This window comes from Nocardioides sp. YR527, from assembly GCF_900101045.1.
Classification (GTDB): Bacteria; Actinomycetota; Actinomycetes; order Propionibacteriales; family Nocardioidaceae; genus Nocardioides.
This window is the reverse complement of the sequence record NZ_FNFN01000001.1, coordinates 647,872-668,275: the sequence shown is the minus strand read 5'-3', so window position 1 is coordinate 668,275 and position 20,404 is coordinate 647,872. Positions and strand designations below refer to the sequence as shown.

At 70.0% G+C, this 20,404-nt stretch carries 19 protein-coding genes and 1 riboswitch; of the genes, 8 read left to right on the top strand and 11 right to left on the bottom strand.

Features of this window, described 5'->3' with window-relative positions; all coding sequences use genetic code 11:
• Nucleotide 1: 1 nt before the first annotated feature.
• The 3 genes from BLT25_RS03175 to BLT25_RS03165 form a co-directional block, all read right to left on the bottom strand.
• Nucleotides 2-877: an RNA polymerase sigma-70 factor gene (locus tag BLT25_RS03175; RefSeq protein WP_218131219.1), complete on the bottom strand. Its 876-nt coding sequence runs from the start codon at nt 875-877 to the stop codon at nt 2-4.
• Between the two features lie 76 nt (nt 878-953).
• Entirely contained in the window at nt 954-2,684 is a 1,731-nt protein-coding gene (locus BLT25_RS03170; RefSeq protein WP_091041783.1) for an L-aspartate oxidase, read from the bottom strand.
• A gap of 102 nt (nt 2,685-2,786) precedes the next feature.
• The gene (locus BLT25_RS03165; protein WP_091041781.1) at nt 2,787-4,289 is read right to left on the bottom strand and encodes an MFS transporter; all 1,503 of its coding nucleotides are present in this window, start codon (nt 4,287-4,289) and stop codon (nt 2,787-2,789) included.
• Nucleotides 4,290-4,447: 158 nt separating this feature from the next.
• Between BLT25_RS03165 and BLT25_RS03160 the strand changes: the two genes are divergently transcribed.
• Nucleotides 4,448-5,191: an SDR family oxidoreductase gene (locus BLT25_RS03160; RefSeq protein ID WP_091041779.1), complete on the top strand. Its 744-nt coding sequence runs from the start codon at nt 4,448-4,450 to the stop codon at nt 5,189-5,191.
• A 73-nt stretch (nt 5,192-5,264) separates the two neighbouring features.
• On the opposite strand, the gene BLT25_RS03155 is transcribed toward BLT25_RS03160, so the two are convergent.
• Nucleotides 5,265-6,446: a CaiB/BaiF CoA transferase family protein gene (locus tag BLT25_RS03155; RefSeq protein ID WP_091041777.1), complete on the bottom strand. Its 1,182-nt coding sequence runs from the start codon at nt 6,444-6,446 to the stop codon at nt 5,265-5,267.
• Between the two features lie 5 nt (nt 6,447-6,451).
• On the bottom strand, nt 6,452-7,780 hold the full coding sequence (locus BLT25_RS03150) for an SLC13 family permease (RefSeq protein WP_091041775.1): 1,329 nt from the start codon (nt 7,778-7,780) through the stop codon (nt 6,452-6,454).
• Between the two features lie 110 nt (nt 7,781-7,890).
• Between BLT25_RS03150 and BLT25_RS03145 the strand changes: the two genes are divergently transcribed.
• Both BLT25_RS03145 and BLT25_RS03140 read left to right on the top strand, forming a co-directional pair.
• Nucleotides 7,891-8,592, top strand: coding sequence for a FadR/GntR family transcriptional regulator (locus tag BLT25_RS03145; RefSeq protein WP_091041773.1), 702 nt, complete (start codon nt 7,891-7,893; stop codon nt 8,590-8,592).
• A complete protein-coding gene (locus BLT25_RS03140) occupies nt 8,589-9,350 on the top strand; it encodes a sulfite exporter TauE/SafE family protein (RefSeq protein ID WP_091041770.1) in 762 nt (253 codons plus the stop codon). Before BLT25_RS03145 ends, BLT25_RS03140 begins: the two co-directional genes overlap by 4 nt.
• Nucleotides 9,351-9,362: 12 nt before the next feature.
• Here the strand turns inward: BLT25_RS03140 and BLT25_RS03135 are convergent, their stop codons facing one another.
• Nucleotides 9,363-9,638, bottom strand: coding sequence for a DUF4873 domain-containing protein (locus BLT25_RS03135; RefSeq protein ID WP_091041767.1), 276 nt, complete (start codon nt 9,636-9,638; stop codon nt 9,363-9,365).
• 79 nt (nt 9,639-9,717) lie between these two features.
• Complete coding sequence (locus BLT25_RS03130) at nt 9,718-10,398, bottom strand: TetR/AcrR family transcriptional regulator (protein ID WP_176883561.1); 681 nt, start codon at nt 10,396-10,398, stop codon at nt 9,718-9,720.
• A gap of 55 nt (nt 10,399-10,453) precedes the next feature.
• Between BLT25_RS03130 and BLT25_RS03125 the strand changes: the two genes are divergently transcribed.
• Nucleotides 10,454-11,341 carry an AurF N-oxygenase family protein gene (locus tag BLT25_RS03125; RefSeq protein WP_091041764.1) on the top strand — a complete coding sequence of 296 codons (888 nt, stop codon included), beginning with the start codon at nt 10,454-10,456 and terminating at the stop codon, nt 11,339-11,341.
• A gap of 135 nt (nt 11,342-11,476) precedes the next feature.
• Here BLT25_RS03125 and BLT25_RS03120 read toward each other — a convergent pair whose 3' ends face one another.
• Together BLT25_RS03120 and BLT25_RS03115 are read right to left on the bottom strand one after the other, a co-directional pair.
• Nucleotides 11,477-12,469, bottom strand: a complete 993-nt coding sequence (locus BLT25_RS03120; RefSeq protein ID WP_176883559.1) for a DUF389 domain-containing protein — start codon at nt 12,467-12,469, stop codon at nt 11,477-11,479.
• Between the two features lie 58 nt (nt 12,470-12,527).
• Nucleotides 12,528-13,712: an acyl-CoA dehydrogenase family protein gene (locus tag BLT25_RS03115; protein ID WP_091041762.1), complete on the bottom strand. Its 1,185-nt coding sequence runs from the start codon at nt 13,710-13,712 to the stop codon at nt 12,528-12,530.
• Between the two features lie 139 nt (nt 13,713-13,851).
• Between BLT25_RS03115 and BLT25_RS03110 the strand changes: the two genes are divergently transcribed.
• The 3 genes from BLT25_RS03110 to BLT25_RS03100 all read left to right on the top strand — a co-directional run bounded on the left by BLT25_RS03110 (nt 13,852) and on the right by BLT25_RS03100 (nt 15,916).
• On the top strand, nt 13,852-14,523 hold the full coding sequence (locus tag BLT25_RS03110; protein WP_091041759.1) for a YceI family protein: 672 nt from the start codon (nt 13,852-13,854) through the stop codon (nt 14,521-14,523).
• Nucleotides 14,524-14,562: 39 nt separating this feature from the next.
• Complete coding sequence (locus BLT25_RS03105) at nt 14,563-15,066, top strand: sigma-70 family RNA polymerase sigma factor (protein ID WP_091041757.1); 504 nt, start codon at nt 14,563-14,565, stop codon at nt 15,064-15,066.
• Between the two features lie 76 nt (nt 15,067-15,142).
• Nucleotides 15,143-15,916, top strand: a complete 774-nt coding sequence (locus BLT25_RS03100; protein ID WP_091041755.1) for an anti-sigma factor family protein — start codon at nt 15,143-15,145, stop codon at nt 15,914-15,916.
• A 12-nt stretch (nt 15,917-15,928) separates the two neighbouring features.
• Here BLT25_RS03100 and BLT25_RS03095 read toward each other — a convergent pair whose 3' ends face one another.
• Together BLT25_RS03095 and BLT25_RS03090 are read right to left on the bottom strand one after the other, a co-directional pair.
• Nucleotides 15,929-17,539 carry an AMP-binding protein gene (locus BLT25_RS03095; protein ID WP_091041753.1) on the bottom strand — a complete coding sequence of 537 codons (1,611 nt, stop codon included), beginning with the start codon at nt 17,537-17,539 and terminating at the stop codon, nt 15,929-15,931.
• 52 nt (nt 17,540-17,591) lie between these two features.
• Entirely contained in the window at nt 17,592-19,175 is a 1,584-nt protein-coding gene (locus BLT25_RS03090) for a GMC family oxidoreductase (RefSeq protein WP_091041752.1), read from the bottom strand.
• Nucleotides 19,176-19,389: 214 nt separating this feature from the next.
• Nucleotides 19,390-19,481, top strand: a riboswitch (glycine riboswitch).
• Nucleotides 19,482-19,614: 133 nt separating this feature from the next.
• Between BLT25_RS03090 and BLT25_RS03085 the strand changes: the two genes are divergently transcribed.
• Nucleotides 19,615-20,376: a DUF5058 family protein gene (locus tag BLT25_RS03085; RefSeq protein WP_091041749.1), complete on the top strand. Its 762-nt coding sequence runs from the start codon at nt 19,615-19,617 to the stop codon at nt 20,374-20,376.
• The last annotated feature ends 28 nt before the right edge of the window (nt 20,377-20,404 follow it).

Sequence of the window (20,404 nt, the reverse complement as noted above, 5' to 3'; positions counted from 1 at the left end):
TCTACATCGCCCGATGCAGCTTGTCCGGGACCATCTGCCACATGATCTCGTCGATCCCGTCGGGCGAGGCGGAGATCGAGAGGACTGCGGCCGGCTCGCCGTCGCGCCGCATGAGCAACCCCGGAAGCCCGTTGATCTGGGCCCACTCCAAGGTGACCTCGGGCCACCACCGATCGGACCAGCCGGCGAGGAACCGCGCGACCCGGTCACGGCCCCGGACCGGACGCCGAGCGGCGCTGGCCACGATTCCGGCTCCGTCTGAACGGCTGACGACGTCCTCGCTCAGCAGAGCCTCGAGGCGTTTGACCTCGCCGCTGCGGGCAGCCGAGACGAAAGCGGCGAGCAGCCGCTGGTACTCCGCCATGTCGACCGGCTGCTTTCGACCGGATCCGATGTGCTTCTTCGCGCGACTGACGAGCTGGCGCGCGTTGACGACGGAGACCGAGAGGATCTCGGCGATCTTCTCGTAGGAGTAGTCGAACGCCTCCCGCAGGACATAGGCCGCTCGCTGGTCGGGGCCGAGGCTCTCCATCAGCAGGAGCGTCGCGAGCTCCAGCGCCTCGGCTCGTTCGGCGCCGAGGGTGGGGTCCTCAGCGGTGCTGACCGGCTCCGGCAGCCACGGCCCGACGTAGGTCTCGTGGCGAGCTCTGGCCGACCCGACGGAGTTGATCGCCAGCCTCGTGGTCACCGTGGTGAGGAAGGCAGCGGGGCTGCGTACCGATGCTCGATCGTGCTGCTGCCAACGCAGCCATGCCTCTTGGACGATGTCCTCGGCCTCGGCCGCACTGCCCAGGATGCGGTAGGCGACGCCGAAGAGCCTGGGCCGCGCCTGGTTGAAGGCCTCGAGAGCATCGTCCAGCTCATCGACCGGCGCCATCACGGATCCTTTCGTCGTCAGGGTGTCAATCATGACTCACCCTGCGGTGCTGACCGATGTCGATCACCATCCGGAGCTACTCGACGAGCTTTCCCTCAGCCGAGACCTCGCGCATGAGCGCCTGGATCTCGGCAGGGATCGGCGGGATCGCCTCGCGCGCGACGGACCCGGGACCCGACCAGACGAGGTTGACGCGCAGGCTCGGGTCGAGGTCCGGGTAGTCGGAACGGTTGTGGCAGCCTCGGGTCTCCCTGCGCTCGAGAGCGGTCTCGATGGTCGCCCGCGCCGAGAGCAGCGCGGCCTTCAGGTCGAAGGCGTGGGCGAGATCCTGGAACCCGGCGATGTCGGGGTGGACGCCGATATCGGCAAGCCGGGTCTCGAGCTCGTCGAGCCGCGCGAGCCCCTTGCCCAGGCCGCCCTCGTCGCGCACCACCCCGGCGTGCTCGGTCATGATGTCGCGGACGGCGCGCTGCATGGCGCGTACGTTCTCGGGGCCGTCCGCCGCCAGGAGCACGTCGACCTCCGCCCGGGCGGCTGCGAGTGCCTCGGCAGAGCGGTGCTGGGCCTCCAGGTTCGTGGAGTACTCGGCGGCCGCACGGCCGGTGATGCGTCCGAAGACGAGGAGCTCGATGAGGGAGTTCCCGCCGAGCCGGTTGGCTCCGTGAAGACCGCTGGACGCCTCGCCGATGGCGTACAGGCCGTCGACGTCGGTGCCGTGGTCCTCAGGCCGCACCCACACGCCACCCATCGAGTAGTGAGCCGTCGGCGCCACCTCGATCGGGGCCTTGGTGATGTCGAGCATCTGCAGCTCCATGAGCGTCTGGTAGACGCGCGGCAGCTTCTGCATGATCGTGTCGTGCGGCAGGTGCGACACGTCCAGCCAGACTCCCCCGTCCGGGGTGCCACGGCCCTCCTTGATCTCGGTGTAGGCGGCCAGCGCGACCCGGTCGCGCGTGGACAGCTCCATCCGATCCGCGTCATAGCGCGCCATGAACCGCTCGCCGAGCTGGTTGCGCAGGACGCCTCCCTCACCGCGGGCGGCCTCGGAGACCAGTGTGCCCGCGGCGTTCTCGGGCGCGATGAGCCCGGAGGGGTGGAACTGCACCAGTTCGGCGTCACGGATTCGGCAGCCTGCGTCCACGGCAAGGCGGAACGAGTCGCCGTTGTTCTCGTCTCGGCGTGACGAGGTGCGCCGCCAGATCCGGGTGTGCCCGCCCGCGGCCAGGATCACCGCGTCGGCATGGATGACGTACCGGGTCCCGTCGCCCACGTCGAACCCGTAGGCCCCGAAGACGGCGTTGTCGCGGACCAGGAGCCGGGTGATGTACACCGAGTCGAGGATCGGGACTTCGAGCTGCTTGGCTCGGGCGACGAGCGTGCGCTGGATCTCCAGCCCGGTGTAGTCGCCGGCGTACGCGGTGCGCCGGTAGGTGTGCGCTCCGAAGTAGCGCTGCGAGATCCGGCCGTCGGGCTCGCGGTGGAACGGCATCCCGTATCTCGCCAGGTCCGCGATGCCCTCCGCAGCGCCTTCGGTGACGACGCGTACGGTCTCCGGATCGGCCAGCAGGTAGCTCTCCTGGATGGTGTCCGCGGCGTGCTGCTGCCAGGTGTCCTCGGGGTCCATCGTCGCCAGGGCGGCGTTGATACCACCGGCAGCCAGCGTGGTGTGCGCGTCCGTCTTCGGGCGCTTGCCGATCGCGAGGACATCGACGCCGCGCTCGGCGAGCTCGATGGCCGCTCGCAGACCGGCTCCCCCGGTTCCGATGACCAGCACGGAGGTGGCGACTCGGGTCTCTGGTGTGTTCACGACTGTTCCTTCTCATGTCGGCGAGGTCGGTCACCATGAAGACCGAACTGGGCGCCGATCCGTGACACCTTCCGCTCCGAAGTCGCCGGAGTCACACCTGACTCAGCGGTCGTGGTCGGCCGGGTGCAGCTGCGTCCCGGTGACGCCGCAGTGCACGCAGGTCTCGATGTGCATCCGGTGGTCCTCGGGCTCGGGTTCGGCCGCAAGCGGGCGGCGTACGAACGTCACCGCGATCACCGCGCCGAGGACCAGGAGGCCGGCGTTGATGAGCATCGCCATGCCGTAGCCGTCGTCGAACGCGGTCGGGTCCGTGTAATCGTCGCCCGCGATCCCGACGGCGGCCGGGATGACGGCGACGGCGAGCAGCCCGGCCGTCCGGGCGACCGCGTTGTTCACCCCCGAGGCGATGCCGGCGTGCCGGTCGTCGGCGGCGTCGAGCACGGTGGCGGTCAAAGGGGCGACGAGCAGGGTGAGCCCGGCGGCGAAGAGCAGGACGGACGGGAGCACATCGGTGACGTACGACGCCTGCGGGCCGAGCCGCCCCATCCAGAGCACGCCGACTGCCGCGACGAGCGGGCCGAGGGTCATCGGCAGACGCGGGCCGATGCGTTGGGCCAGCGCTCCGGCACGGGAGGAGAAGAGGAGCATCACCACGGTGAGCGGAAGCATCGCTGAGCCTGCGGCGAGCGGCGACCAGCCGCTGACGATCTGGAGCTGGAGGACGAGCAGCACGAAGATCACGCCGAGCGCGGCGTAGACGAGCAGGGTCACGGCGTTGGCCGCGCTGAACTGAGGGTTGCGGAAGAGCTCGAGCGGGACCAGCGGATGACTCGAGCGGGCCTCGACCACGAGGAACGCGGCCAGGCACGCGATCCCGAGGACGGTTGTCGCCGCCACGGAGCCGGCGAACCCCACCTCGCCCGCCCTGGTCAGCCCGAAGGTGAGCGCGCCGAGCCCGACGGCGGCCAACAGGGTGCCGGTCACGTCGATCCGGCCGGTTGCGTCCGGGTCACGGCTCTCGGGTACGTAGCGCAGGGCGGTGATGACGATGAGGACCGCGACCGGGACGTTGACGATGAAGACGAGTCGCCAGTCGAGCTCGACCAGCCAGCCGCCGATGAGCGGACCGACCGCGGCAGCGACGCCGCTCAGACCCGACCAGGCGCCGACCGCGGCCGCCCGGTCGTCGGCATGGAACGACGCCGCGATGATCGCCAGGCTCCCTGGGGTCAGCAGCGCGCCGCCGATCCCCTGGAGCCCGCGCGCCGCGATGAGGAGTTCGATGTCGGGGGCGAGTCCGCACAACAGCGATGCGACGGCGAACCAGACCACACCGATGAGGAACACCCGACGCCGGCCGAAGCGGTCGCCGAGCGAGCCGCCGAGAAGGATGAGAGCAGCCAGGCTCAGCGTGTAGGCGTTGACCGTCCACTGCAGGCCGGCGAAGCCCGTATCGAGGTCCTCCCCGATCCGACCGAGCGCGACGTTGACGACCGTCGCGTCGAGCATCGCCAGGCCGGAGCCCAGCACTGTGGTCGCCAACACCCAGCGGCCGCGCGGGGTGCCCAGCCGCAGCGCCGTTCCGTCGGGCGCGATGCCGGTCATGATCGTGCTCCTTCCCTTCCGAAGGCGAAGGCAGGTGCCAGCAGTATCACAGTCAACGGCGTTGTCTGCTCGCGTTGAGGTCTCGCTGTCACATTCCGGCGACCGACCCGGTCAGTGTGTCGACGGACATCAAACCTCGACTACAGAACGGGATCAACATGAGGATCATCGTGATCGGCGGCACGGGCATGATCGGGTCCAAGGTGGTGGCAGACCTCACCGAGCGGGGACACGACGCTGTGGCGGCCTCGCCGAACACCGGCGTCAACACCATCACCGGCGAAGGGCTCGCTGAGGCGTTCGAGGGTGCCGACGTGGTGCTCGACGTGACCAACTCGCCCTCATGGGAGCCGCAGGCTGTCCTGGACTTCTTCGTCAGCTCGACGACGAACCAGCTCGCGGCCGAGACGGAGGCGGGGGTGGGCCACCACGTGGCCCTGTCCATCGTCGGTGCAGATCGGGAGCAGGACAGCGCCTACCTGCGGGCCAAGGTCGCCCAGGAGAAGGTGATCACCGACTCCGGCCAGCCCTACACGATCGTGCGCTCGACCCAGTTCCACGAGTTCGTGCGCGCGATCGTCGAGCAGGGTGTGGACGGCGACGTCATCCGGCTGACCGACTCGCTGTTCCAGCCGATCGCGGCCGACGACGTCGCCGCGTTCGTGACCGACGCGACCCTGGAGCCCGCGGCCAACGGGATCGTCGAGATCGGCGGACCGGACTCGATCCCGCTCGCCGAGCTCGGGCGCCGAGCACTGGACCACGAGAGCGACTCCCGTGCGATCGTCGCCGATGCCAACGCCCTGTACTACGGCGCGCGCGTCGCCGAGGACTCCCTCACCACCGGACCGGACGCCCGGATCGGCAAGATCAGCTACGACGCCTGGCTCGCCGAATCCTGACCTGCACCCAGGACGCAGAGGTCCGGCCCTGACCAGCGCGAATGCTGACCAGGGCCGGACCGCCACGGAGGTTCTACTCGGTCTCGTCGAGGTCCTCCCCCGCCCACGTACGCAGCGACGGGCCGTGCTGGTCGAGCGTGGGTGGAGCCGCGTGCCCGGTCGGGGTGACCTCCGCGCCCGCGGAGAAGAACCGCAGCGGCGGTCCGGGGAGGGTCAGGTGGCCGAGGGTGGAGTGGTCGACGTCGATCAGCAGACCCTGGCTGGCGGTCTGCTCCCAGGCGTAGACCTCGTCCAGGGAGCGCACCTTGCCGGCCGGAACACCGGCCTCGGCGAGCTTGGCGAGCAGCTCCTCGGCCGTCCAGGGCGCGAACAGCGCCTCGACGAGCTCGACGACCAACTCCCTGTTGGCCGCCCGTTCGGGGTTGGTCGCCATCCCCTCGAGGTCCGGCGAGATGTCGAAGGCGGTGCAGAACCTCCGCCACAGCCCCTCGCTCCCGACCGCGATCTGCACGGTCCCGTCGGCGCAGCGGAACAGGCCGTACGGCGAGATGCTCGGGTGATGGTTGCCCTGCGCTCGGCCGACCTCGCCGGCCACGGTCCAGCGGGTGCCCTGGAAGCCGTGCACGCCGACGACGGCGGAGAGCAGCGAGGTGCGTACGACGGTGCCGCGGCCGGTGCGGTCGCGCTCATGTAGAGCGGCGAGCAGACCGTAGGCGCCGTACATCCCGGCCAGCAGGTCGGCGATCGGCGTCCCGACCCGCTGGGGATCCCCGGGCCCCGATCCGGTGAGCGACATCAGCCCGGCCTCGCCCTGGGCGATCTGGTCGTAGCCGGACCGGCCGCCCTCGGGGCCGTCATGGCCGAACCCGGTGATCGAGAGCACGACGAGACGCGGGTTGCGCGCCTGGAGGTCGTCGATGCCGAGCCCGAGCCGGTCCAGGACGCCGGTGCGGAAGTTCTCGATGAGCACGTCGGCCCGGTCGACCAGGCGCAGCAGCACGTCCTTGTCGTCGGTGTCCTTGAGGTCGAGGGTGATCGACTCCTTGTTGCGGTTGGCGGAGAGGAAGTACGTCGCCTCCTGCTGCCCCGCCTCCCCCACGAACGGCGGGCCCCAGCCCCGGGTGTCGTCGCCGTGCCCGGGTGCCTCCACCTTGATCACGCGGGCGCCGAGATCGCCCATCATCATCGCGGCGTGCGGCCCGGCCAGGGCGCGGGAGAGGTCGAGCACGACGACGTCGTCGAGTGGTCCACGCATGCGCGTCACCAGCCCGGGAGGACCATGGTGGCCCAGACCAGGAGGGGACCGACGAGCACCACGATGACGCTGTAGCCGAGGATCTGCTTGTAGTAGCGCTCCTCGGTGATGGTGTCGGGCCGGTTGGCCAGCATCAGCGCGCCGTTGGTGGAGAACGGGCTCACGTCGACGATGGTCGAGGAGATCGCCAGCGCGGCCACGAACATGGCGGCGGAGATCCCGCCCTCGGCGATCAGCGGGACCGAGATCGGGATGATGATCGGAAGCAGCGCCGTCGAGGAGGCGAACGCGGAGACGACCGCGCCGACGTAGCAGAGCACGAGGGCGCCGATCGCGGCGACGCCCAGGCCGGCCGCCCAGCTGCCCACGAACTCCGGCGATCCGGCCGTGTTCAGGATCGTGGCGTACGTCGAGACGCCGGCGACCAGCAGCACGGTCGGCCAGGCGATCTGGCGGATGGCGTCCTTGTGCTGGCTCGGCGAGAGGGCCGCAAGGATGGTCGCCGCGGTGATCGAGGCGAAGCCGATGTTCTTGTCGAAGAACAGGGCGACGGCGGCGACGATCACGAAGGCGGCCAGGGTCAGGACCTGCTCGGTGCGGATGCCGGGCTTGGTCCCGGTCGGGGCGACGGTGCCGTAGCCGCGGGCCGGGACGGTCACGCCGCCCTCGTTCAGGTCGCTCGGTACGCCGGCGGCGGCCCTGGCGGCCTCGTCGGGGTCGAGCCGCATGCTCATCAACGATCGTCCACCGAGGGCGAAGAACAGGATGGTCGCCATGATCAGGTTGACCACCAGGCTGGCCAGGAAGATCGTCATCTCGCTGGCGGGGAGGCCGTTGTCGACCATGACCGAGTTGGTGATCGTGCCGTAGATGCTGATCGGCGAGAAGCCACCGCCCTGGGCACCGTGCACGACGAACATGCCCATCATCAGCGGGTTGATCTTGTAGCGGCCCGCGAACCCGAGCGCCACCGGTCCGATGATCGCGCAGGCCGCCGGGCTGGCGGCTCCCATGGCGGTCAGCAGCGCGGTCACGCCGAACATCACCCACGGGATCAGGGCGACCCTGCCGCCCACCGCGCGTACGGCACTGCTGACGATCAGATCGACCGTGCCGTTGTTCCTCGCGATCGCGAACAGATAGGTCACCCCAATCAGCGTGAGGATCAGGTCGGCACTGACTCCGGCCAGGATCTCCTTCTCGTCGAGGTTCAGCGCGAACATCCCGACAAGCCACGCGGCGACGTACGCAAGCGCTCCCATGTTGATCGGCAGCAACGTGCCTGCCACGAACAAGGCGACCAGCGCGATGATCGCCACCCATTCCGGTCCCATCGGACTTCCCTTCTGTCTGGCCCCCGCCTGGCACCGGTGTGACTCACATCACCAACGGCTCAGTGGCCTAGCCAATAGGACAATGGGACGAACGTCAATACCCTGTAGCCATGAGTGAGTCCGCGCGCTTTCCACGTCCACTGCAGCGAACCCGCCTGTACGAGCAGGTCGCGGAGCAGATCACGGCCTGGATCGCGGAGAACGACCTGAAGTCCGGAGACCGCCTCCCGCCGGAGAGACAGCTCGCGACCAGCCTCGGCGTGAGCCGAGCGACCCTCAGCCAGGCTCTGGTCGCGCTCGAGGTGATCGGCGTCGTCGCGGTTCGCCACGGCGACGGCACGGTGCTGACCGACAAGCCGCGGGTCGAGCGCATCACCGATGCGATCCGGGCGCACGCGGAGCGGATCCCGGACGTCATCGAGGCCCGTGACGCACTGGAGACCAAGCTCGCCGCGCTGGCGGCGCAGCGGCGTACGCAGAACGACCTGGACCACATCGACGCGGCCCTGAAGGCGATGGACGAGGACATCGCAGGCGGCGGGCGCGGCGTCCACGGCGACGAGCTGTTCCACCGGGCGGTGACCCAGGCCGCCCACTCTCCCCTGCTCGAACAGATGATGTCCGAGATCAGCGAGCTGATCCGCGAGACCCGCATCGAGTCGCTCTCCCAGCCCGACCGCCCCCGGACCTCGCTCGCCGGCCATCAGAAGATCGCCGACGCGATCGCCGACGGTGATGCCGAACGTGCCGCCGCCGCCATGCACGGCCACGTCATGCTGGTCAGCGACGTCGCTCTTCTTCGCGACGAATGACGGCGTTCGACCAGTTCGTCGTGCTCGCCGCAGGCCTGGGTGCGGGCATCCTCACCTCCACCGTCGGCGTCGCCTCGCTGCTCAGCTTCCCTGTCCTGGTCGCGGTCGGTCTCCCGCCGGTCGTGGCCAACACGTCCAACACCGTCGGGATGACGCCGGCCGGACTCAGCGGCTCCTTCGGCTACCGGCGTGAGCTGGCCGAGCATCCTCGGGTAACCGCGGCGGTGCTGATCACCGCGGGTGCCGGCAGCATCGTCGGGTCGTTGCTGCTGCTGTGGCTGCCGGGATCGGTCTTCGAGGCGGTCGTGCCGTGGCTGATCCTGGGGACCTGCGTACTCGTGGGGGTACAGCCGCGACTGAGCCGCTTCGTCCGCCAGCACTCCGGCAGCGACGGGCCGCGGATGCGGGTCTCCCCGGCCACCGGGGTGTTCGCCACGATCACCGGCGCCTACGGCGGCTACTTCGGTGCCGGCTCCGGGGTGATGATGATGGCCGTGCTCGGACTCGGGACCGATCTGGAGTTCCGTACGGTCAACGCGCTCAAGACGTTCGCGGTGATGGCCTCGAACGTGGTCGCGACGGTGATCTTCCTGGCCATCGCCGACCTCGACTGGCGCGCCGTCGGCCTGCTCGCCGCAGGCTCGGTCGTCGGCGGGTACGTCGGCTCGCACATCGGCCGCCGACTGCCGGCCACGGTGCTGCGCTCACTGATCGTCGTCGTCGGGATCGGGGCCGCGACGCTCATGCTCGTACGCTGAGGTTCCTCGGCGTCAGAACGGCGGCTTTCCCGTCCCGGCGACGCGGAAGCGCCCCCAGGGGTCGATGTCGGAGAGCCGCCCCTCGGCCGCGCCGTGGTCGGTGCGGACGGTCACGCTCTGGCCGTTGCGTACGCCTTCGAGGGCTGTGCCGACGCGGCCGTACCAGTGGAAGCGGCCGTCGATCGGCTGGAAGACACCGCGCAGCGCGACGTCGACCTCCCAGGTGCCGTGCTCGGACTCGAGACGGGCGGGGCCGTCGTAGAGGTGCTGGGGCTCGTGCTCGCTCATCGGGCCACCTCCGTAGCGCAAGCGCCAGAATACGGACGCGGCCCGATGAAAGATCCTTTGGTCGCTCGCTGACGCTCGCTCATCGGGGGCTCTTTCGCAGCGGGGTGACGATCTCGGGGCGGTCGAGGGCGCTCAGGTCGACGCCGTACTCGGCGGTGGTGCCCTCCAGCGCGTGCCAGACGAACTCGCTGAGATAGCGGGTGAACGCCGCGCGGGACATGGTGCGCCGCTCGAGCCACCACTGGCCGGCGGACTCACCGATCCCGACGAGGCCGTGCGCCCACGGCTCGGCGCCGGCGGCGTCGACACCGAGGCGGCCGAAGGTGTCGCCGAGCAGTCGCGCGAAGGTGGCCGCGATGAGCTGCTTGCCGTCGGCGAGCGGGTCGGTGCCGCCGGTGTGCTGGCGCACCAGGAGCAGGTAGACGTTCGGGTGCTCGGCGATGGTCTCCACGTACGCCGCGACCCCGGCCCCGACCCGCTCACGCGTCGGGGCGGGCGCGAGCACGGCATCGACGACCGCATCGAGGATCTGCCGAGCCGCCCACATCCCCACCGCGGCGTGCAGCTCGGCCTTGTCCGCGAAGTAGCGGTAGAGCACCGGCTTGCTGACACCGGCCTCCACGGCGATGTCGGTGATCGACACCTCCGCTCCGACCGAGTCGACGGCGCGTACGGCAGCCGCCACCAGCTCCGCCCGCCTGGTCTCGCGGTGGGCGTCCCAGCGCGAGGAGCGACCGTCGTCCTTGACCTTCCGTGTCATGTCCTGCACTCTAGCAACTACCTGTAACTCTTGGTAACACCTAGTTGGGAGAATCATGACCGCCGCCGACCCGACCTCCGACCGGCTCCTGCGCTCGACCGCACGTCAGTCCTACGACCCGGAGGTCGACCTCGACTGGGACGCCGCGCCGGTCGAGGGACTGTGGTGGATGCAGCCCGAGCGCGTCTCCCTCTACGGCACCCCGACCTGGGACCGGCTCAGCCAGGAGCAGCAGATCGAGCTCTCCCGGCACGAGGTGGCCAGCATCATGAGCGTCGGCCTGTGGTTCGAGGTGCTGCTGATGCAGCTGCTGCTCCGGGAGGTCTACGGGGCGGACCCACGCACGGCGCGGACGCAGTACGCGCTGACCGAGATCGGCGACGAGACCCGGCACTCGGTGATGTTCGGCCGGGCGATCGCGGCGATGGGAGCACCTGCGTACGGACCCAGGCCCGCCGTCCTGCGCATCGGGAAGCTCGCTCCGCTGCTGCACGGACCCAGCGTCTTCTCCGCGACCCTCGTCGGCGAGGAGCCGCTGGACCGGTGGCAGCGCGAGCTGATGAAGGACGAGCGCTGCCAGCCGCTGACCCGGATGGCCTCCCGCATCCATGTCACCGAGGAGGCCCGCCACGTCACCTTCGCCCGCGAGGAGCTCGCCGCGGCGATGTCGAAGAAGATGGGGCGTACGCAGCTCCGGCTGCACCAGAACCTCACCGCCCGCTCGGCCTATGTGATGGCGCGCTCGCTGGTCCACCCGGACTGCTACGCGGCCGTCGGCCTCGACCCGATGGCCGCCCGACGAGAGGCGCTCGGCAACGAGCACTACCGCGCGACCCTGGCCTGGATGGGCGAGAAGATGATGCCGTACCTCACCGAGCACGGGCTGGTCTCGGAGAAGGACCGCAAGCTCTGGCGGGCGTCCTTCCTGGTCCCGCGCGACTGACGCGACGCGTCATAGCACGGCGAGGCGGTCGACCAGCAGCTCGATCCTGCGCGAGACCCGCAACGCCGACCGGACGGCGCTCGCCGCGCCCGCGGTGCAGGGGCAAGCGGCATAGCGGCGATCAGCCGGTGTCGGTCAGGCACCATCCAGAGTCTCGGACCCGCCGACGAGGAGGGTCAGCTCGACCTCGACGTCGGAGAGGCCCTCGGCGTCGAAGGCCTCCCGCAGCTCACCGCCGTCTGGCTCCGGTGGAGTGCCGATCACCACGACGTGGAGCGAGCTCCCTCGGAGGAACACGTCGGACACCTGCCAGCCCTTGGCCTCCGCCCAGGAAGTGGCGACGGGTTTGGCCTGACTGACCAGACGCTGCTCCTGCAGCACGTGGACGCTGCCTGCGGCCAGCGGCACGGTGACCAGGACGAGCGAGGCGGCGACGGCGACCAGGGAACGTCCGCGGAGCCGCCCGACGCGGATGCCGGCTTCCGGGGCCACGTGACGGATACGTGCCGCGAGCATCACGACGGTACCGGTGGCGATGATCGCGGCCACGTTGGTGCCGAAGAGGAGCAGGGCGCCGGCTGCTTCGCCGGCCGCGCCGGACTCGAGGGTGAGGCCCACGACGGCGAGCGGCGGGACCAGCGAGATGGCGATCGCCACGCCGGGGAGGGTGTCGGAGACGTCGGGCCGCACGAGCGCGAACGCTCCGACCATACCGGTGGCCACGGCGGCGAGAAGATCGATCAGCCGCGGGCTCACCCGGCCCGCGACCTGGCTGTTGGTGGCGGCGACGACATCGATCTGCACGGTCAGTCCGATCACGAACCCGATGAGGACGACCGCGATCGCGGCGCCGACCACCAGCGCGATGTTCGTCGCCAGCTGGCGCCGGTCGGCGAGGACGAGCGCCAACGCCGTGCCGAGGATCGGCGTCATCAGCGGAGCCACGATCATGGCGCCGATGACGGTCGCGGTGGAGTCGGCGACCACGCCCGCCGTGGCGATGACGCCGGCGAGCACGAGCAGCACCCAGAAGGCGGTGAGGTTGCGCCGCCGGTCGCCCAACGTCAGGAAGAGGCGTTCGGTGATGCGTGTGACGTCGGCAGCCGTGACGGCCAGAGCTCCTGCCATGTACGAAGGATCCGCCGAACGCAGCCGCCGCGGCTCCCCCGGAGCAGGTGATCGAACCTCAGCGGAAGGCGGACTCCCCGGTGAGCGCCTGACCGATGATGAGCTGGTGGACCTCGCTGGTGCCCTCGTAGGTGAGCACCGACTCCAGGTTGTTGGCGTGGCGCAGGATCGGGTACTCGAGGGTGACACCGGCGGCAGCCAGGATGGTGCGGCACTCGCGGGCGATGGCGATGGCCTCGCGGACGTTGTTGAGCTTGCCCAGCGAGATCTGCTCCGAGCGGAGGGTGCCCTCGTCCTTCAGGCGGCCCAGGTGGAGCGCGAGGAGCATCGCCTTGCCGAGCTCCAGGCTCATGTCGGCGAGCTTGGTCTGGGTGATCTGGTAGCCGGCCAGGGGCTTGTCGTAGATCTCGCGGGAGGCGGCGTACGCGATCGCGGACTCGAGGCAGTCGCGGGCCGCGCCCACGGCGCCGAAGACGATGCCGAAGCGCGCCTCGTTCAGGCACGACAGCGGACCCTTCAAGCCCCTGACCTCGGGGAACGCGGCAGAGTCCGGGAGACGTACGTCGTCGAGGACGATCTCGCCGGTCACCGAGGCCCGCAGGGACAGCTTCTGCTTGATCACCGGGGCGGAGAAGCCTGGGGTGTCGGTGGGGACCACGAAGCCGCGGATGCCCTTGCCGTCGGGCCCCTCGTCGGTCTGCGCCCAGACCACCGCGACGTCGGCGACGGGGGCGTTGGTGATCCACATCTTGGTGCCGGACAGGATCCAGTCGCCCGAGGCGTCCCGGCGCGCCCGCGTCCGCATCCCGGCCGGGTTGGAGCCGAAGTCGGGCTCGGTGAGGCCGAAGCAGCCGATCGCCTCGCCGGCCGCCATCCGCGGCAGCCACTCCTGCTTCTGCTCTTCGCTGCCCCACTTCCAGATCGCGAACATCGCCAGCGAACCCTGCACGGAGACCAACGAGCGGATCCCGGAGTCGGCCGCCTCGAGCTCCAGGCAGGCCAGGCCGTACGCCGTGGCGCTGGTGCCCGCGCAGCCGTAGCCCTCCAGGTGCATCCCGAGGACGCCCAGCTTGCCGAGCTCAGGGGCCAGCTCCTTGACCGGGACCGAGCCCGCCTCGAACCAGTCGGCGAGGTGCGGCTTGATCTCCTTCTCCGCGAAGGATCTCACCGTGTCGCGGATCGCGCGGTCCTCCTCGCCGATGAGTGCCTCGGTGCCGAAGAGCTCGAGCGGGGTCTGGGGCATGGGGTCTCCTTGGGGTCGAGAGAGGGCGCTGTCGATTGTGTCACCCGTCACTGGAAGTCGTTTGAACCGTTCGGCGCAGCGCTCCGTAGTAGGGGGTGAAGGCCGGCATCGGGCCGGCCTCCAGGCGAGAGGAAACGGCGTGCGGACACGTACGAAAGCAGCAGTCGGGATCGGTGCGGCAGTGGTCGTGGTCGGCGGCGTCGCGGTGATCTTCGGGCCCGGGTGGTACGCGGACCGGGCCGAGGACGCGGCTGCGGACGAGCCCAGCCTCAGCGCGTCGGCCGCGCCTGCCGACGGCGCGGACAGCAGCGGCACCTGGACCGTCTCGGACGGCTCCTTCGCCGGCTACCGCGTCGACGAGGTGCTGCGGGGCGAGGACGTCACAGTCACCGGCCGCACCGAGGACGTGACCGGCGAGGTCACCATCGCCGACGCCGAGGTCACCGAGGCGAGCATCGAGGTCGAGGTCGCGACGATCGCCACCGACTCCGGCAACCGCGACGGCTACTTCCGCGAGAACGCGATCCAGGCCGAGCAGTTCCCGACGGCCACCTTCGAGCTGACCGAGCCCGCAGCACTCGAGGAGGGCGCGACCGAGGTCCAGCTCGTCGGTGACCTCACCGTGCGCGGCGAGACGAAGTCGGTGACCGTGGACGCCGAGGTCGGCGGTGACGGCGCCAGCGCCCTGCAGGTCGTCGGGAGCGTGCCGATCACGTTCGCCGACTTCGGTGTCGAGGCGCCGAACCTGGGCTTCGTGAGCGTCGAGGACACCGGCAGCATCGAGTTCTCGCTCGACCTGGCCAAGGGCTGATCCGGGACTCTGGGATCCTGGAAGCGTGCGGGAGGTGACATGGGTGCGGAGGACGAGCTGCTCGTAGCGGTGCACGACGCCCACTCGGAGGCGCTCTACCGCTACGTCGTACGCCGCACCGGTGACGCCGAGGAGGCGCGCGACGTGGTGCAGGAGACGCTGTTGCGCGCCTGGCGCCATCCCGAGGTGCTGCAGCGGCCCGACGAGGGCGTACGCGCCTGGCTGTTCACCACCGCCCGCAACCTCGTCATCGACGACCTGCGCAGCGCGCGCCGGAAGCGGGAGTACGCAGCCGAGTCGCCGCCCGAGCAGAGCCGGGCCGACCAGACCCAGGCGGTGCTCGACTCCTGGGTCGTCGCCGATGCGCTGCTCGCCCTCTCCCCCGAGCACCGGGCGGTGGTGGTGGGCGCCTACTACGGCGGCCGGTCGGTCACCGAGCTCGCCCGCGAGCTCGACATCCCGCCCGGCACGGTCAAGTCCCGGCTGCACTACGGTCTGCGAGCCCTGCGTCTCGCCCTGCAAGAGAAGGGGGTCACCTCATGAGTGAGCGCCAGCGAACGACCATGGGATTCAGGCCGCCACGTCCGTACCATTGCGCTTGCACTACGGAGGTGGCGGCATGAACGACGACCTGGACGCCTCCGCACACGAGACGTACGCCGACTGGGACGCGTCCTACGTGCTCGGCGCTTTGAGCCCGAGCGACCGGCGGGCCTACGAGCGACACCTGACCGGGTGCGGCGTGTGCCGCGGCGCCGTCGCCGAGCTCGCCGGCATGCCCGGCCTGCTCGGCGCGCTCTCCCGCGAGGAGGCCGAGGAGCTGCTCGAGGAGACTGCCGCGGAGGTGGTGGCGCCGCCGCTGGCAGAGCTGGCCGGAGCCGTACGCAGGTCGCGGGTGCGTCGCCGGGCCTTCGCGGTCGCGGCCGCGGTCGTCCTGCTCGCGGGCGGTACGGCGATCGGTGGCGTGGCCATCGGTCGCGACGGCAGCCGCTCGCCGGTCGCCGACCCCTCGGCCCAGGTCACCCCGACCAGCTCGGCGGGTGCGAACGTGCGCACCGTCGATCTGCGACCCGTGGGCAGCGTCGACATGTGGGCCCAGCTCGTCGTCACCCCGACGTCGTGGGGCACCAAGCTCAACTGGAGCTGCCACTACCCGCCCGAGCCCGGGAAGAACCCGCCGGCGTCCTCGGACTATCAGGGTGAGCCGGTGACGTACGACCTGGTGCTGGTCGGCCGCGACGGGTCACGCACGGTCGCCGGGTCGTGGACCTGGTCGGGTGGGGAGACGCTCGGGCTGGACGCCTCCTCCGCGGTGCCGATCACCGACGTCGAGCGGGTCGAGATCACCCTCGTCGGCAAGGACACCGCGGTCGCGGCGGCCTCGCTGACCTGACCTCCTGAGCTCCTAGAGCCCGAGCTCGGAGACGGTCTTCTGCCGCATCTCGACCTTGCGGACCTTGCCGGTCACGGTCATCGGGAACTCCTCGACGACCAGGACGTAGCGCGGGATCTTGTAGTGGGCGAGCTTGCCGGTCGCGTACGCCTTCAGGGTCTCGGCCGTCATTCGCTCCGCGCCGGGACGCAGGCGGACCCACGCGCAGAGCTCTTCGCCGTAGGTCTCGTCGGGCACGCCGATGACCTGGACGTCCTCGATGTCGGGGTGGGTGTAGAGGAACTCCTCGATCTCACGAGGGTAGATGTTCTCGCCGCCACGGATGACCATGTCCTTGATCCGGCCGACGATGTTGCAGTAGCCGTCTGCGTTCATCACCGCGAGGTCGCCGGTGTGCATCCAGCCGTCCTCGTCGATCGCCGCCCGGGTCTTCTCCTCGTCGGCCCAGTAGCCGAGCATCACCGAGTAGCCGCGGGTCTGGAACTCGCCCGCCTCGCCCCGGGGCAGCACCGCGCCGGAGGTCGGGTCGACGACGCGCACCTCGACGTGCGGGTGCACCCGGCCGACGGTGGCGGTGCGGTGCTCGAGATCGTCGTCCATCCGGGTCTGGGTCGAGACCGGCGAGGTCTCGGTCATCCCATAGGCGATCGAGACCTCACTCATGTGCATCTCGTTGACGCACCGCTTCATCACCTCGACCGGGCACGGGCTGCCCGCCATGATCCCGGTGCGCAGCGTGCTGAGGTCGAAGGTCGCGAAGTCGGGGTGGTTCTGCATGGCGATGAACATGGTGGGTACGCCGTAGACGGCCGTGCACCGCTCGTCCTGGACCGCCTTCAGCGTGGCCGCCGGATCGAATGCCGGGCCCGGGATCACCATCGTGGCACCGTGGGTGATGCAGCCCAGGTTGCCCATCACCATCCCGAAGCAGTGGTAGAAGGGCACCGGGATCGCCAGCCGGTCGTTCTCGGTGAAACCGATCGTCTCGGTGGTGAAGTAGCCGTTGTTGAGGATGTTGCGGTGGCTCAGGGTCGCGCCCTTGGGATAGCCGGTGGTGCCCGAGGTGTACTGGATGTTGATCGGGTCCTCGGGGCTCAGCTCGTAGGTGACGTGGTCGGCCAGCCGCTCGCCGGCGCCGGCTTCGAGGAGAGCGGTCCACTCCGGGTCGCCGATGAAGACGCTCTGCTCGAGGTCGGCGCAGTCGCCGCGCACCTCGGCCACCATGCTGCGGTAGTCCGACGTCTTGAACGCCGGCGCTGAGACCAGCAGCCTGATGCCCGACTGGGTCAAGGCGTACGCCAGCTCGTGGGTGCGGTAGGCCGGGTTGATGTTCACCAGGATCGCGCCGATCTTCGCGGTCGCCACCTGGGTCAGCGTCCACTCCGCGCAGTTGGGCGCCCAGATGCCGACCCGGTCGCCCTTCGCGATCCCGGCCTTGCGAAGCCCGACGGCCAGCGCATCGACGTCACGGCTCAGCTCTGCGTACGTCCAGCGTCTGCCGGATGCCACCTCGACCAACCCCTCCCGCTCGCCGAATCCGGCGACGGTGCGGTCGAAGCTTGCGCCGATCGTCTCCTCCAGCAGCGGGGTGGTGGTCTCTCCGGCAGCGTAGGAATCCGTCATGAGACCAGTGTGACCTGAGTCACGGGTGGGTTCCAAGGGTCGGCCGAGAGTGTCAGTCGCCGGTGATCAGCTCCGCGGCGCGCTCGCCGATCAGGATCGCGGGCGCGTTGGTGTGGCCGCGCACGATCCTGGGCATGACCGAGGCGTCGGCGACCCGGAGGCCTTCGACGCCGCGTACGCGCAGCCGGGGGTCGACCACGCTGGCCTCGTCCGAGCCCATCCGGCAGGTGCCGGTCGGGTGGTAGAGCGTGTGCGCGTGACGTGTCAGGACCGCGTCGGCTACCTCCTCCGCGGACGAGTCCACCGGGACATCGGGGCGCAGGAATCTGCCGAGGAACGGCTTGAGCGCGGGCTGGGAGGCGATCTCCAGCGCCACCCGGACACCCTCGACCATGGCGGCGCGGTCCCTGCCGTCGGGGTCGGAGAGGTAGCGCGGGTCGATGACCGCCTTGGCGGCCGGGTCCTTGGAGGCGAGCGTGACCTGGCCGCGGCTGGCCGGGTCGACGAGGATCGGGCCGGCGACGACCGCCTCCCCCACGAACGGCACCAGACCCTCGTCGAAGAAGCCGACCGGAGCGAAGATCATCTCGATGTCGGGCGCCTCCAGGTCGGGGCGCGAGCGGATGAAGCCGTACGCCTCGCCCACGTTGGAGGTGAGCATCCCGCGCCTGCGCAGCAGGTAGTTGAGCAGCTGACGCGCCGACTCCGCGGTCGCCAGGGACCCCTGCTCCACCTCCCAGCCGATGCCGGCGACGAGGTGGTCGGTGAGGTTCTCCCCCACCTCCCTCGCGTCGCGGACGACATCGATGCCGAGGCCCGTCAGCTGCGCGGCAGGTCCGATCCCGGAGAGCATCAGCAGCTGCGGGGTGTTGATCGCGCCGCCGGAGAGGATCACCTCCCGCCGGGCGGTGACGGTCGTCCGCTCGCCGTCGACGACGGCCTCGACCCCGGTCGCGCGGGTGCCGTCGAAGGTCACCCGAGACACCGCGGCGCCGGTCACCACCTTCAGGTTGGCGCGTCTGGCGGCGGGCTTGAGGTAGGCCGACGCCGTGCTCCACCTGGAGCCACGGCGCTGGGTGACCATGGTCTCGACGTACGCCTCGGGGTTGGGGCCGTTGGCCCGTCCGCGCCGGTAACCGGCCTGCTCGGCGGCCTGGAGGAAGGACTCGGTGTAGGGACGGGGGCTGCGTTGCCGCTCGACACGGATCGGACCGCCGGTGCCGTCGAGCGCGGTGGCGTCCTCGACGTCCTCGAGCTTCGCGTACGTCTTCTTGACGGTCTCCCAGCCCCACTCGGGTCCGGCGGCCGCGCCCCACTCCTCGTAGTCGGCCTGGAGGCCCTTGACCCACATCATCGCGTTCATCGAGGACGAGCCGCCGAGCATCCGGCCGCGCGGCCAGTAGATCCGCCGGCCGCCGAGTGCCGGCTGCGGCTCGGTGGTGTAGTCCCAGTCGTGCTCGGTCCGGAAGAGCTTCGAGAACGCCGCCGGGATGTGGATGTTCAAGCTCTTGTCGCGCGGTCCCGCCTCCAGCAGGGTGACCTGGACGCTCGGGTCCTCGCTGAGGCGCGCCGCGAGCACAGCACCTGACGAACCCGCCCCCACCACCACGTAGTCGCTGGTCAGTTCCTGGCTCATACCGGATCTCCTTCGTCAACGATGACGGGTTCTGGGAAGGCTACCGTCGTCAGACGCGATTGGGGAGAGCCTGTGCATCGCGCCGGCATGCGCGGGCGCCGCTGCCCGGTTTCATGACTGTAACCATTGACACCTTCGCTCGTAATCGGACAGTGTCCATTATTGACCCACAACCGAATACGAACGCCGGCCGCGCACTCCGGGCCGACGCCCGAGCAGTCGCCGGGGAGAGATCCGCATCCGATGCGGACGCCGAAGGGGCAAGCCACCCGCCAATCTCTCAGGCAGAAGGACCCGTCGACTGGGGAACTCTGGAGAGAGGCTCTGCGAGGGGCCCGCCGAAGGGGGAAGCGCACCGCGCGAAGCTCTCAGGCACATGGACAGAGGGGCAGCGGAACTCCGTCCGACTTCCGACACACCCATATGAAGGAGCCCGACCATGCGCCTCGTCTCCACCTCGCTCGACCCCAGCTCCACCGACATCCTCTCGGCCGCCAACCAGCTCGTGCTGTGGCTGTGCGCCGCAGGCGTCTTCGTCACCATCGCCGTCCAGACCGCCATCTACTACCGTGCAGTCAAACGCGTCGCGCCGGCCGTCGAGATGACAGAAGCCGACGTGACACGATCCTTCCGTGCGGGTGCGATCGCCGCGATCGGTCCGTCGCTGGCCGTCGTCCTCGTCGCCGTCACGCTGCTGAGCGTCTTCGGTACGCCGGGGGTTCTCACCCGTATCGGCCTGATCGGATCGGCTGCGTTCGAAGTCGGTGCGGCAGGTATCGCCGCCGGAGCACAGGGCGCCACCCTTGGCGGCGATGGCTACACCCAGCAGACGTTCGCAACGGTGATGCTGTGCATCGCGCTGGCCGGTTCGGGTTGGATGCTCGTGACTCTCATCGTCACGCCTCTGCTCAAGCGCGGAACCGACCGGCTCGAGGCGCGCGATGCGGCCAAGACCGGTGGAGCCATGGCGGTCATTCCGACCGCGGCTCTTCTCGGCGCGTTCGGAACGTTCGGCATCCAGCAGCTCCAGCACGGCTGGGCTGCTGCGATCGTCGTCCTGGCGAGCGCCGCGATCATGATCGTCTGCCTGTGGACCGCGAAGGCCGCGAAGCAGAACTGGCTCAGGGAGTGGGGCCTCGGCCTCTCGATGATCGGCGCCATTGCCGTCGGCGTCGTCGTCTCGAACGCAGGCATCCAGTGAGCACCACCGACGATCAGAACGGAAGCGC